We start from the raw sequence: 13,073 nt of genomic DNA on the forward strand, positions 1-13,073 counted from the left end.
TCACAGGCAGCGCTTTTTTCCAGATAGTATGCGTAATCGTTGAACTCCATCGCGAGCGAGCTCGCTCCTACAAGCTGTAGTAGTAACCACGGCTGCGCAGGGCCACGATGCGCGGGCGGCCATCGGGGTGTGGGCCGATCTTCTTGCGCAGGTTGCTGACGTGCATGTCCAGGCTGCGGTCGTACAGGGTCAGCTTGCGGCCGAGGGCGATCTGCGCCAGTTCCTGTTTGTCCAGGGGCTCGCCGGGTTGCTTGAGCAGGGCTTCCAGCAGGCGGCTTTCGGAAACGGTGAGGGTGAACTCCTGCTCGTCGATGCTGACCACCCCGCGTACCGGGCTGAAACACAGGTCACCCAGTTCCATCTGGCTGGACACCGCAGCCGGGTGACTACGACGCAAGACCGCGCGCAGGCGGGCGGTCAGTTCCCGTGGATCGCAGGGCTTGGCCAGGTAATCGTCGGCGCCCAGTTCCAGGCCGAGGATCCGGTCCAGGGGCTCGCCCCGTGCCGAAAGCATCAGTACCGGCAAATCCGGGTGATCGCTGCGCAACTGCTTGAGCAGTTCCAGCCCGCTGCCATCGGGCAACATCACATCCAGCACCACGGCTGCGGGGGCGGTTTCGGCCAGCGCGCGGCGTGCGCTCTGGCCGTCGTGACAGGCACGCACCTGAAACCCTTCCTGGCTCAGCCAACTGCTCAGGAGTTCACACAGCTCCTGGTCATCATCAATCAGTAACAGCTCGCTCATGACTCACTCAATTTAGCCATTGTCGACGTTTTCGACTTGCTCCACTGGCGAAGATACCGCAGAGCAGAGCCAATAGCGCTACCCCGGCGCCAACGACAAACCATTGTTGCTGCTCGGTCAGCAGGTGCGGCAGCGGACTGCTGGCCTGGGCTTCCTTGAGTTGCAGCTTCAAACGCTGGTTTTCCTGGCGCAACCGGGCCAGCAGCGGGCTTTCGCGTTCGCCATCGGCAGTTTGCAGTTGTTTGCTCAGTTCTTCCCGTTGCCGTTCGCTTTCTTTCAAGCGTTGCTGCAACTCGGTGATATGGCTGCCGGCGCTCAAGGAAAGCGGCGTCGAGTTTCCACCCTCGGCGTTTTCTTCACCGTGGGCGGGTGCCACGACCGACAACGTGACCAACATCAGACACAACGGACCCTTGCGCATCGCGACTCCTGATTCCAATACGAGTATTGGGCAGGTTGTCGGCCGGCAATCGAGAATAATGAGCGATTGAGAACGCGATGAACCGACAAGGTTCATCGCGTGGGGATGTTTTACGGCAGGACTTGTTTGAACGGCTTCACCAGAACGTTGGCGTAGACGCCCGCGGCGATGTACGGATCAGCGTCTGCCCAGGCCTGTGCTGCGCTCAGGGAGTCGAATTCGGCAACGATCAGGCTGCCGGTGAAACCCGCCGCGCCCGGATCATTGCTGTCGACGGCCGGGTGTGGGCCGGCCAATACGATGCGACCTTCGCCCTTGAGCGCTTGCAGGCGCTCGAGGTGCGCAGGCCGTGCGGCCAGGCGGGCTTCCAGGGAGTTGGCGACGTCTGTGGCAATGATTGCGTAAAGCATGTCAGTCCTCGGTTTTTGGCGTAGTGGTGTCGGCATCGTGCAGATGGCGGGACAGGTAGATGCCCTGGCCGACCAGGAACAGCAAAGTCATGCCCAGGCTGCCGAAGACCTTGAAGTCGACCCAGTAGCTCTGGAAGGTGAACGCGACAAACAGGTTGGCGGCGCCGCAAAACAGGAAGAAGGCGATCCAGGCGATGTTCAGGCGCGTCCAGACCGGCTCCGGCAAGGTCAGTGCGTGACCCATGATGCGCTTGATCAGCAGGCTGTCACCGACGAAGTGGCTGCCAATGAACGCCAGGGCGAACAGCCAGTTGACCACTGGAGCTTTCCACTTCAGGAACGTCTCGCTGTGGAACGCCAGGGTCAGGCTGCCGAAGACCAGGCAGGCGATCAGGGTCAGCCACTGGCTCTTCTCCAGCTTGCGCTGCTTGATGAACAGCGTGCCGTAGACCACCAGGGAGCTGACGATCAACATCGCGGTGGCGCTGTAAATACCGCCTACAGTGAACTCATGGCCGGCGATGTCGACGACCCGTGGATCGGTTTTGAAGACGATGAAAAACAGCAGGAGCGGGATGAAATCGATGAATTGTTTCACAGTGGCAGCCAGAAGCAGGATGTGGCGGCATAATAACAAACATATGGGCGCGCGATAGCGCCAGCTGATTTGAGGTTACAAAGCCCTGTGAATGTTGATTTGCACTGCCATAGCACGGCCTCCGATGGCGCCCTGGCGCCTGCGGTTCTGGTGGCGCGGGCGTTCGAGAAGGGCGTGCAAGTCCTGGCCTTGACCGATCACGACACCCTTGAAGGCCTCGACGAGGCCCGGCACGCGGCTACCGCACTGGGCATGCAACTGATCAATGGCGTCGAATTGTCCTGCACCTGGGGCGGCGCGACCATTCATGTCCTGGGCTACGGTTTTGACGTGAACGCCGTACCGTTGGTCGAGGCGATCGCCAAATTGCATGATGGCCGTTGGCTGCGCTCCGAGGAAATCAGCCGCAAACTGGCGTTGAAAGGCATGCCGGGGGCGCTGGAAGGCGCCCGCAAGATCCAGCAGGAGCTGGGCGACAGCGGTAACGCGCCGGCCCGCCCGCATTTCGCCGACTGGATGGTGCGTGAAGGTTTCGTCAAGGATCGCGCCGAGGCGTTCCGCAAATGGCTGGGCGCCGGCAAGCTGGGCGACGTCAAGCAGCACTGGCCGACCCTGGAGGAAACCGTCGAAACCCTGCGCGCGGCCAAGGCCTGGGTCAGCCTGGCGCACCCCTGGCACTACGAATTCACCCGAAGCAAGCGTCGTCGCCTGATTGCCGACTATATTCAAGCAGGGGGCCACGCCATCGAAGTGGTCAATGGTTACCAGCCTGCCGAGCAAGTGGGCAGCCTGGCCATTCTGGCCCGCGAATTCGGTCTGCTGGTCAGTGCCGGCAGTGATTTTCATGGCCCCGGAGGCTGGTCGGAAATCGGTGAATACCGGCCACTCCCGGAGGATCTGCCACCGCTATGGTGTCGATTCAAACATGACCCAGTTATTGCCGCCGTCTGAACAGGTAGAGAATGTGAGTCAATTTTTCCAGATTCATCCGGAAAACCCGCAAGCGCGCCTGATCAAACAGGCGGTCGAGATCATCCGCAAGGGCGGGGTGGTGATTTATCCCACAGACTCTTCCTACGCCATTGGTTGCCAGATCGGCGACAAAGTGGCTGTGGAGCGCGTGCGACGTCTGCGCGGGCTGGATGAAAAGCACAACTTCGCGCTGATTTGCTGCGACCTGTCGCAGCTGGGGCTGTTCGCCAAGATCGATACCGGCACTTTCCGCTTGCTCAAGGCCCACTTGCCGGGGCCGTACACGTTCATTCTCAACGCCACCCGCGAAGTACCGCGACTGTTGCTGCACCCGAAAAAGCGCACCATCGGCCTGCGGGTGCCAAGCCATCCGATTGCCCTGGCACTGCTGGAACAGCTCGGCGAGCCATTGATGAGCGTGAGTCTGATCATGCCCGGTGAAACCGACCCCATGTATGATCCCCATGAAATGCGCCAACTGCTCGAACACCAGGTCGATCTGATCATCGACGGTGGTTTCGGCGGGATCAAGGCGTCCACCGTGATCAACCTCGCCGACGGCGAGCCGGAAGTCATTCGCGTTGGTTGCGGCGACCCTGCGCCGTTCATGGTCGAGGCCTAGATGTCCGCAGTAGAACCCGTCGACAGTCAGGCCGGAGCCCAGCAGGAACTGCCCTTCGCCATGGTCTATGGCCAGGCGGTCATGGAAATGCCGCTGGACCTGTACATCCCGCCGGATGCCCTCGAGGTCTTCCTGGAGGCGTTCGAAGGCCCGCTCGACCTGCTGCTGTACCTGATCCGCAAACAGAACATCAATATCCTCGACATCCCGGTGGCGGAAATCACTCGCCAGTACATGGGCTATGTCGAGTTGATGCAGTCGGTGCGCCTCGAACTGGCCGCCGAGTACCTGGTGATGGCCGCGATGCTGGCCGAGATCAAGTCGCGGATGCTGTTGCCACGGGCCGAAACCGTCGAAGACGAAGAGGAAGACCCGCGCGCCGAGCTGATCCGTCGCTTGCAGGAGTACGAGCGTTTCAAGGCTGCCGCCGAAGGTATCGATGGCCTGAGTCGCGTCGGTCGTGATGTCGTCGTGCCCAAGCTAGACGCCCCGGAAGCCCGGGCACGCAAGCTGCTGCCGGACGTGCGCTTGTCCGAGTTGCTGTTGTCCATGGCCGAGGTGTTGCGCCGTGGCGACATGTTCGAAAGCCATCAGGTCAGCCGCGAGGCACTGTCGACCCGCGAACGCATGAGCGATGTGCTGGAACGCCTCAAGGGCGGCGGTTTCGTGCCGTTTGTCGAGCTGTTCACCGCCGAAGAAGGGCGCTTGGGCGTGGTGGTGACCTTTATGGCGATCCTTGAACTGGTCAAGGAATCCCTGGTCGAGCTGGTGCAAAATGAGCCATTTGCCGCGATCCACGTGCGAGCCCGAGCCGAATAACGAGTTGAATCATGAATCTGACTGAACCCCGCGAGCTGGCGCCATTGCTTGAAGCCTTTCTGTTGGCCTCGGGAAAGCCGCAATCTCTGGAAAGCCTGTTCGAACTCTTCGAAGAAGGCGAGCGCCCCGAGCCGCCGGTCTTCAAGAAGGCCCTGACGATTCTGGCGAAGTCCTGTGATGGCCGCGCTTTTGAACTGAAGGAAGTGGCTTCGGGTTATCGTCTGCAAATTCGCGAGAAGTTTGCGCCGTGGGTCGGGCGTCTGTGGGAAGAGCGCCCGCAGCGCTACTCCCGTGCCATGCTGGAAACCATGGCCCTGATCGCCTATCGCCAGCCGATCACCCGGGGCGAAATCGAAGACGTGCGGGGCGTGGCGGTCAACAGCAACATCGTCAAGACGCTGATGGAGCGCGAGTGGATCCGCATCGTCGGCTACCGTGACGTACCCGGCAAACCGGCAATGTTCGCCACCACCAAGGCATTCCTCGACCACTTCAACCTGAAAAACCTCGACGACCTGCCGCCGCTGGCGGAACTGCGCGAGCTGGAGCCGGATCCGGTGCTCGATTTCGACGACGCCCCCGTACCCGCCGGTCTGCAAGAGTTGGCCGACGCCAGCGCCGAGCCGGAAGAACCGAAGGAAGAAACCAGTTTCCACACGCTGTTGCTGGAGCTGGACAGCATGGAGGAGGGGCTCAAGACCGACTTCGACGACTTGCTGCGCGATGGTGCCGAGTTCCCGACCGATTTGGCACCGGAGACGAATGAACCGGAATCCGACGTTGTGCAGATCGAGCCGGAGCCTGAAGTCGAGCCGCAGCCTGAAGTAGAGCCGGAGCCGGAGCCGGAAGACGACATCCTCGGCGTTGCCGAAGCCCGGGAAAAACTCCTGGCCGCCGTGGCAGCCCTCGAACAGCCGAAACCCGAGCCGCAGCTGTCGGACGAAGAGGCCGAAGCCCAGGCCCTGGCGGAAGCCATCGAAGCAGAACGGCGCCAATTCGAGGACTGATGCGATTCTTGAGAAGTGTGGAGGTCCATTGTGGGAGCGGGCTTGCTCGCGAAGAGGGCGTGTCAGTCGACATCTTTGTTGGCTGACCTGACGCATTCGCGAGCAAGCCCGCTCCCACAGGGGAATTGCGTTCACCGCAAAACTGCGGGCCACCGGCCGGCGGAAAAACAAATAACCTTGCTTTGATCAGCTAGTCTCTGATGCGCAAACGCCCTCATGCGCGTATGATTCGCGACCCTTCGGCGATCCCTTCGCCAAAGTACCCAGTTTTCAGACCACACCGGGAGGTGCCCAGATGAGTATCAAAGACCAGCAAGACGACCAGCCAATCGGCCCAGCAGGCGAAAAACTGCAGAAAGTCCTCGCCCGTATCGGCGTCGGCTCGCGCCGTGACGTGGAAGCCTGGATCAGCCATGGCCGGATCAAGGTCAACGGCAAAGACGCCACCCTTGGCCAGCGCGTCGACATGCACGACGCCATCACCATCGATGGCAAGGTGATCAAGCGCGAAGAGGCCGCCGAATCGGTCCGCCGCGTGATCATGTACAACAAGCCCGACGGTGAGATCTGCACCCGTGTCGACCCGGAAGGCCGCCCAACCGTGTTCGACAAGCTGCCGCGTCCGAAAGAGGGCCGCTGGATCAACATCGGCCGTCTCGACATCAACACCACCGGTTTGCTGATGTTCACCACCGACGGTGAGTTGGCCAACCGCCTGATGCACCCGTCCTACGAGATGGATCGCGAGTACGCCGTGCGTGTACGCGGTGAAGTCGATGACGAGATGATCGAGCGCCTGAAGGCCGGTGTTGTCCTCGAAGACGGTCCGGCGCGTTTCACCGACATCCAGCAGGCACCGGGCGGCGAAGGTTTCAACCACTGGTACCACTGCGTGGTGATGGAAGGTCGTAACCGCGAAGTACGTCGCCTGTGGGAATCCCAGGGCCTGGTGGTCAGCCGTCTGAAGCGCGTGCGTTTCGGTCCGGTGTTCCTCAACTCTGACCTGCCGATGGGCCGCTGGCGCGAGATGAGCCAGTACGAAGTCGACGTCCTCAGCGCGGAAGTCGGCCTGACCCCGGTGGCCATGCCGCAACTGAACGCCAAGAGCAAGGACAAGCTCGACCGGATGCAACGCAAGTCGTCGCGGCCGATGGCCAGGACCGAACGTGTACGCACCCTGCGTCCAGCGAATGGTGGACCTGCAGCCCCGCGTGAAAACCGCGAGCCGCAGATCGAAGGCGAGCGTCCAGGGCGCAAGCCAGCGGCGCGTCAGGACGGCGAACGCGGTCCACGCACGCCACGTCCGGCCAATGGCCGTACTGAGCGTGGTGAAGGTCGTGGTACGCCGGTAGCCGATCGTCCGGTCGACACCAAGCGCCCGGCCAAGCCTGCGCCGAAGCGTCCGGGGATCAAGCTGGTCGACGGTGACACGCCATCGGGCAAGCGCCGTGGCGCACCGGCCGGTTCCGGCCAGCGTCCGGGCTTTGGTCGGCGTAAGCCGGAGTGAGGCAGCGGTAAGCTGCAAGTGAAAAACGCCAGCCTTCGGGTTGGCGTTTTTTTTTCGTCTGACTTCGGCACTGTGTGGTTATTGAGGGCCGCCTTCGCGAGCAAGCCCGCTCCCACAGTGGATCGTGTTTCTCCAGAACTACTCGGTCTCCTGTGGGAGCGGCGGTGCGGCGATCCGACTTGCTCGCGAAGGCGCCAGTCGCAGCACCGCAATGTCCGAAGTGGAAAGCCAGAATTACGCGTTGTAAAGAAAACATGACGAAATCCACAGATTAACCCCGTGGATTCGCCACTCTCTGGATTCCGTAAGAAAGCGCTTACACATCGGCGCCTTCCTTCCTCCTTCCCTCCGTCTAGCCCGCTTGTTTCACCGCTCCATGCAGGGTGTTATGCGCGCCATGCCTGTCGTGCAGGTGCATAACAAAAAGGAGGCGCAATGAACGCCGCAATCCGTTTCCATCTCTCTGCGAGAGGCGGTATTCCTGCCTTTCCCGTCGATGATCCGCAAGGGTCTGACCCATTTTTTGCAGCCGCCCGAACCTCTCGGGGCGGACACAGGCAATCCCGGCCATAGACGCGCTTGTCCAGCGGGTCTGGCAGCAGGGGGTTACAGGTGTACAATGCGCCGCGTTTTACCTGTGACCTCCTGCGCATCAGCGCAAACCTCAAGGCTATCCGCCTTGTTCACTCCGCCGCGTCACGAGCGTGTCGGGTTCGATTTCGTCGCAGATAAAAACAAACAGGTGACGCATGACCGTTGTAAATACGCTGAACTCCTGGTGCTTGCGCTGGGGTTTGATCGGTGCCGCTTAACGGATTTCCTGAGCAGCAACGTCTACTGAACATCATCAAACCTTGCGTGAGACCCTTTTCATGAGTGGACAACACCCGCAATCAGGCGAGCTGAAACGCGGCCTGAAAAATCGCCACATTCAATTGATCGCCCTCGGTGGCGCGATCGGTACCGGCTTGTTCCTCGGCTCGGCCGGGGTACTGAAATCCGCCGGCCCGTCGATGATCCTCGGCTACGCCATCTGCGGCTTCATTGCGTTCCTGATCATGCGCCAACTGGGCGAAATGATCGTCGAAGACCCGGTGGCCGGCTCCTTCAGCCATTTCGCGCACACCTACTGGGGCGGCTTTGCCGGCTTCCTGTCGGGCTGGAACTGCTGGATTCTGTACATTCTGGTAGGCATGTCCGAGCTGACGGCTGTCGGCAAGTACATCCACTACTGGGCACCGGACATCCCGACCTGGGTGTCTGCCGCCGCCTTCTTCGTGCTGATCAATGCGATCAACCTGGCCAACGTCAAGGTGTTCGGAGAAGCCGAGTTCTGGTTTGCGATCATCAAGGTCGTGGCAATCGTCGGCATGATTGCCCTGGGCAGCTACCTGCTGGTCAGCGGTAATGGCGGCCCGCAAGCAGCGGTAAGCAACCTGTGGTCCCATGGCGGCTTCTTCCCGAACGGCATCAGCGGCCTGGTAATGGCCATGGCTTTCATCATGTTTTCCTTCGGCGGCCTGGAAATGCTCGGTTTCACCGCAGCCGAAGCCGACAAGCCGAAAACCGTGATCCCGAAAGCCATCAACCAGGTGATCTACCGGATCCTGATTTTCTACATCGGTGCACTGGTTATCCTGTTGTCGTTGACCCCGTGGGACAGCCTGCTGACCACCCTGAACGCCTCCGGTGATTCCTACAGCGGCAGTCCGTTCGTGCAGGTGTTCTCGATGCTGGGCAGCAACACCGCTGCGCACATCCTCAACTTCGTGGTCCTGACCGCTGCCCTGTCGGTGTACAACAGCGGCACCTATTGCAACAGCCGCATGCTGCTGGGCATGGCCGAGCAGGGCGATGCGCCGAAGGGCCTGGCGAAGATCGACAAGCGTGGCGTGCCGGTGCGTTCGATCCTGGCCTCGGCGGCCGTGACCCTGATCGCAGTACTGCTGAACTACCTGATGCCGCAAAACGCGCTGGAACTGTTGATGTCGCTGGTGGTGGCCACCCTGGTGATCAACTGGGCGATGATCAGCTTCTCGCACTTCAAGTTCCGCCAGCACATGAACAAGACCCGGCAGACGCCGCTGTTCAAGGCCTTGTGGTATCCGTACGGCAACTTCATCTGCCTGGCGTTCGTGGTGTTCATCCTTGGCGTGATGCTGTTGATTCCCGGGATCAATCAATCGGTGTACGCGATTCCGGTGTGGCTCGTGTTCATGTGGGGCTGCTACGGCATCAAGAACAAGCGCAGTGCGCAACATGTAATGCAGTCTGCCAGTGCTTCGGTGAAGTAAACGCAGAGCGCAGTAACAACAAACCCGGCCATGTGCCGGGTTTGTTGTTTTCATGGCCCACATAAATCCCTTTGTGGGAGCGGGCTTGCTCGCGAAAAGGGCGTGTCAGTCGACATCTTTGTTGGCTGACCTGACGCATTCGTCGGAACGCCGCCCGGAGCAAGCCCGCTCCCACATTTTTTCCTCGCATGCCTTATCCTGCACACTCTGAATACGGACGCTTTTCCATGCTGGTCATTTCCAACAACGTGCATCTGCCGGATGCAGAGATCGAGTTGACGGCCATTCGCGCGCAAGGGGCGGGTGGGCAGAACGTAAACAAGGTCTCCAGTGCCGTGCACCTGCGCTTCGACATTCCGGCGTCGTCCTTGCCCGAGTTCTACAAGGAGCGGCTGCTGGCACTGCGCGACAGCCGCATCACCAGTGACGGTGTGCTGATCATCAAGGCCCAGCAGTACCGGACGCAGGAGCAGAACCGCGCCGATGCGCTGTTGCGGCTGACCGAGTTGATCCTCAGTGCCACCAAGGTCGAGAAGAAGCGCCGTCCGACCAAGCCGACCCTCGGCTCGAAGACCCGTCGCCTCGAATCCAAGAGCAAGCGCGGCAACATCAAGGCCGGGCGCGGCAAGGTCGACTTCTAACGGGCGTCCCGCGCCTCGCGTTGCTTCGGTGCCTGTCGGTACAGGTAAACGCTCAGCGTCAATCCGCTCACCGCAGCAAGGGCGGCGAACAGGAAGATCGAAGCGAAACCGAACCCGGCGGCAATGGCGCCAGCGACCGGTCCGGTGATCCCCAGTGACAGGTCGATGAACAGCGAATAGGCGCCAACGGCTGCGCCACGGCTGGAGGCCGGTACCAGGTTGACCGCTTCCACCCCCAGCGCCGGAAACACCAGCGAAAAGCCGAAGCCGCTCAGTGCCGCACCCGCCAGCGCCCAATGCGCATCCGGTGCCAGCCACAGCAACAGCAATCCCAGGGTTTCCACTGACAGGCAGGCAATGGCGACGCGAAAGCCGCCGAGGCGGTTGATCAGGTTGCCGAACAGCAAGCGCGCGCCGATGAAACTGGCACCGAACAGGCTCAGGCACAGCACGGCGTTATCCCAGTGTTGCGTGGCGTAATACAGGGTGATGAAGGTGGCGATGGTGCCGAAACCGATGGAGCCCAGGGCCAGGCCACAGCCGTGGGGGAAGACCCGCCCGAGCACGTGCATGAACGGCAGGCGCTCACCGGCAACGATAGGCGCGGCGGTTTTCGGCCAGGCCAGCAGCAGGCCGAGCACGGCCAGCAACATAATACTCACCCCCATGCTCCACAAGCCCAGTCGATGGACGATCAACACGCCCAAGGGCGCGCCGACGGCCAGTGCGCCGTAGCTGGCGATACCGTTCCAGGAGATGACTTTGGCGGTGTTCGCTGCACCGACCCGGCCGATACCCCAGCCAATCGAGCCCGAGCCTACCAGGCTCTCCGCGCTGCCGAGAACCAGGCGTCCGATCAACAGGCTGATCAGGCTCAAGGTCGGCAGGCTCTGGGTCCAGGCCGAGATCAGCATGAACACGCCGCTCAAGCCGCAACCGGCCAGGCCATACATCACTGCCAGTTTGCTGCCCTTGTTGTCGATGATCTTCCCGGCATGGGGGCGGCTGAGCAGGGTGGCCAGGTATTGCACGCTGATCACCAGGCCCGCGATCACCGCGCCGAAGCCCAGGTCGCTGTGGACGTAACCGGGCAACACGGCCAGGGGGATGCCGATGTTCAGGTAGCCGATGAAGGTGAAAAGGACGATGGAAACAACTTGCAGCGTGACCGCCAGGGGGCGCTGGTTTTCAGGCATGGGTAAAGGTCCACGGTAAAGCAGGATAGATAGGCTGCTTATGATAGCGGTGTGGACGGTCGCAGGTTATGAAAAAGTAAAACTATTTGCCCGGAGGTGTCATTCGGGTTTGACGGGAGCGACCAGTTGCGTGGTGACCAGGGCGGCCAGCGCATTTTCTTCGCTGCCGAAGCGGGCGAGCAAAGCGGCTTGTTTTTCGGGGGAGAGGCGATTCCAGATCTCGATCATTTTCTCGGCAGTGCCGATCAGGACGCTGGCTTGCGCTTCGCTGAAATCATCGGTCATGGTCAGGCTCGTTTCAGGCAGTGTGGAAAGCGCATGTTAGCGCTTTCCACACGGTCTGTACCGCGGGTGTTTCAGTCTTCGCTGTCAGCCTGGCGGCGGTCAGTGGCTTCTTTCGGCTCGGGCTGTCGGGCTCCGGCTTGCTGCGTGGGCGTCTGCTCAGGTACGTGCAGGCTTGGGAAGGGGAGATTGGGAATCTCGTGCATGGTTGCGCTCCTCGCTAAGTCTGTTGATAGATCTGGTAGATCCGCGCTTTAAAAAAAGCCTTGGCAGGATACAGCACTAAAAATGACAAACAGACTTTTATATCCATTTGTTTCGACGGATGGGATTGTATAGACAGGTTGAAACAACTGTAGGAGCGAGCTTGCTCGCGAAAAACGTCAACGATAACGCAGGGGTGCTTGACACCCCGCGGTGTTCTGGCGTCCATCGCGAGCTAGCTCGCTCCTACAGGAAGGGGGCAGGATTATTTGCAGACCTTGGCAATTGCTTCGGCCAGCAAATCCAGGCGCGTGGCATCAATGCCTGCGACGTTGGCCCGGCCGGAGTTGACCATGTACACGCTGTGGTGCTCGCGCAGTTGCCTGACCTGATCCGGCGACAGGCCGGTGTAGGAGAACATCCCGCGTTGCACGCCAATGTGCGCAAAGCGCTCGCGCAAACCGTGAGGCTCCAGCGCCTCCACCAGACCGCTGCGCAGTTGGGCGATGCGCAGGCGCATGCCTTCCACTTCGTCAGCCCAGAGGTTTTTCAGCTCCGGGTCGCCGAGGATGGTCGCGACCACGGCCGCACCGTGATCCGGCGGCGTCGACCATAGGTTGCGGGCGATATTGGCCAGCTGGCTGCGGATGTCGGTGAGCTTGTCGGCGGTTTTCGCGCAGACAATCAGCGCGCCGGTGCGGTCGCGGTACAGGCCGAAGTTCTTCGAGCAGGAACTGGTGATCAGCAGTTCCGGCAACTCGGCGGCGAACAGCCGGGTCGACCAGGCATCCTGTTCCAGGCCATCGCCGAATCCTTGGTACGCGAAGTCGATCAGTGGCAGCAATTCGCGCTTGCGTACTACCTCCAGCACCCGATGCCAGTCGTCGTGGGACAGGTCGAAACCGGTCGGATTGTGGCAACAGGCGTGCAGCAAGACCACGTCACCCTTGGGTGCTTCATTGAGCGCTGCCAGCATGCCTTCGACGTCGAGACGGTTGTCACTGCCGACGTAGGGGTAGTGGCTGACCTTGACCTTGGCGGCCGCGAAAATGCTTTCGTGGATCGGCCAGGTCGGGTTGCTCAACCACACACCGCGGCCTGGCAGGCATTGGGCGATGAAGTCCGCGCTCAGGCGTAGCGCACCAGTGCCGCCGGGCGTCTGGGTGGCGCCGGCGCGTTGTGCGCTGATCAGTTTCGAATCGGCGCCCAGCACCAGTTCATTGATGGCCTTGCCGAACGCAGGCTCGCCGTGGCCACCGATGTAGGTCTTGGTGGATTGACGCTCCACCAGGCGTTGCTCGGCAAGCTTCACCGATTCAAGAATCGGCGTCAGGCCCTGGGCGTCTTTATAGACG

15 protein-coding genes are annotated in these 13,073 nt (G+C 61.1%); 7 read left to right on the forward strand and 8 right to left on the reverse strand.

Annotated elements, in window-relative coordinates; translation table 11 throughout:
- Positions 1-67: 67 nt before the first annotated feature.
- The 4 genes from ACCD00_RS20750 to ACCD00_RS20765 form a co-directional block, all read right to left on the reverse strand.
- Positions 68-745 carry a response regulator transcription factor gene (locus ACCD00_RS20750; protein WP_007984138.1) on the reverse strand — a complete coding sequence of 226 codons (678 nt, stop codon included), beginning with the start codon at positions 743-745 and terminating at the stop codon, positions 68-70.
- A gap of 7 nt (positions 746-752) precedes the next feature.
- On the reverse strand, positions 753-1,166 hold the full coding sequence (locus ACCD00_RS20755) for a translation initiation factor 2 (RefSeq protein WP_413427316.1): 414 nt from the start codon (positions 1,164-1,166) through the stop codon (positions 753-755).
- A gap of 110 nt (positions 1,167-1,276) precedes the next feature.
- Positions 1,277-1,576, reverse strand: coding sequence for a YciI family protein (locus ACCD00_RS20760; RefSeq protein ID WP_008021382.1), 300 nt, complete (start codon positions 1,574-1,576; stop codon positions 1,277-1,279).
- 1 nt (position 1,577) lies between these two features.
- Positions 1,578-2,174, reverse strand: a complete 597-nt coding sequence (locus ACCD00_RS20765; protein ID WP_413427317.1) for a septation protein A — start codon at positions 2,172-2,174, stop codon at positions 1,578-1,580.
- An 87-nt stretch (positions 2,175-2,261) separates the two neighbouring features.
- Here ACCD00_RS20765 and ACCD00_RS20770 point away from each other — a divergent pair, with 87 nt between their 5' ends.
- The 7 genes from ACCD00_RS20770 to arfB all read left to right on the forward strand — a co-directional run bounded on the left by ACCD00_RS20770 (position 2,262) and on the right by arfB (position 10,036).
- Positions 2,262-3,125 (forward strand): PHP domain-containing protein, encoded by an 864-nt coding sequence (locus ACCD00_RS20770; RefSeq protein WP_413427318.1) that lies wholly within the window; start codon positions 2,262-2,264, stop codon positions 3,123-3,125.
- A 13-nt stretch (positions 3,126-3,138) separates the two neighbouring features.
- Positions 3,139-3,768 carry an L-threonylcarbamoyladenylate synthase gene (locus ACCD00_RS20775; protein ID WP_033047950.1) on the forward strand — a complete coding sequence of 210 codons (630 nt, stop codon included), beginning with the start codon at positions 3,139-3,141 and terminating at the stop codon, positions 3,766-3,768.
- Positions 3,769-3,828: 60 nt separating this feature from the next.
- Positions 3,829-4,587 (forward strand): segregation and condensation protein A, encoded by a 759-nt coding sequence (locus ACCD00_RS20780; RefSeq protein WP_172435389.1) that lies wholly within the window; start codon positions 3,829-3,831, stop codon positions 4,585-4,587.
- A gap of 11 nt (positions 4,588-4,598) precedes the next feature.
- Entirely contained in the window at positions 4,599-5,594 is a 996-nt protein-coding gene (scpB, locus tag ACCD00_RS20785; RefSeq protein ID WP_413427319.1) for an SMC-Scp complex subunit ScpB, read from the forward strand.
- A 295-nt stretch (positions 5,595-5,889) separates the two neighbouring features.
- On the forward strand, positions 5,890-7,101 hold the full coding sequence (gene rluB / locus ACCD00_RS20790; protein ID WP_413427320.1) for a 23S rRNA pseudouridine(2605) synthase RluB: 1,212 nt from the start codon (positions 5,890-5,892) through the stop codon (positions 7,099-7,101).
- A gap of 872 nt (positions 7,102-7,973) precedes the next feature.
- Positions 7,974-9,395 (forward strand): amino acid permease, encoded by a 1,422-nt coding sequence (locus tag ACCD00_RS20795; protein ID WP_413427321.1) that lies wholly within the window; start codon positions 7,974-7,976, stop codon positions 9,393-9,395.
- 227 nt (positions 9,396-9,622) lie between these two features.
- Positions 9,623-10,036 (forward strand): alternative ribosome rescue aminoacyl-tRNA hydrolase ArfB, encoded by a 414-nt coding sequence (arfB, locus tag ACCD00_RS20800; RefSeq protein WP_008021374.1) that lies wholly within the window; start codon positions 9,623-9,625, stop codon positions 10,034-10,036.
- Here the strand turns inward: arfB and ACCD00_RS20805 are convergent.
- From ACCD00_RS20805 to ACCD00_RS20820, 4 genes are all read right to left on the reverse strand, one after another.
- Complete coding sequence (locus tag ACCD00_RS20805; protein WP_413427322.1) at positions 10,033-11,232, reverse strand: MFS transporter; 1,200 nt, start codon at positions 11,230-11,232, stop codon at positions 10,033-10,035. The two genes, arfB and ACCD00_RS20805, sit on opposite strands and share 4 nt — an antisense overlap.
- A gap of 99 nt (positions 11,233-11,331) precedes the next feature.
- Positions 11,332-11,517, reverse strand: a complete 186-nt coding sequence (locus ACCD00_RS20810) for a hypothetical protein (protein ID WP_413427323.1) — start codon at positions 11,515-11,517, stop codon at positions 11,332-11,334.
- Positions 11,518-11,588: 71 nt separating this feature from the next.
- Entirely contained in the window at positions 11,589-11,720 is a 132-nt protein-coding gene (locus ACCD00_RS20815; protein ID WP_008021369.1) for a hypothetical protein, read from the reverse strand.
- A gap of 263 nt (positions 11,721-11,983) precedes the next feature.
- A partial coding sequence (locus tag ACCD00_RS20820; protein WP_413427324.1) for an amino acid aminotransferase occupies positions 11,984-13,073 on the reverse strand: 1,090 nt, incomplete at its 5' end.

This window comes from Pseudomonas sp. Pseusp3, assembly GCF_047304225.1.
GTDB lineage: Bacteria > Pseudomonadota > Gammaproteobacteria > Pseudomonadales > Pseudomonadaceae > Aquipseudomonas > Aquipseudomonas fluorescens_CD.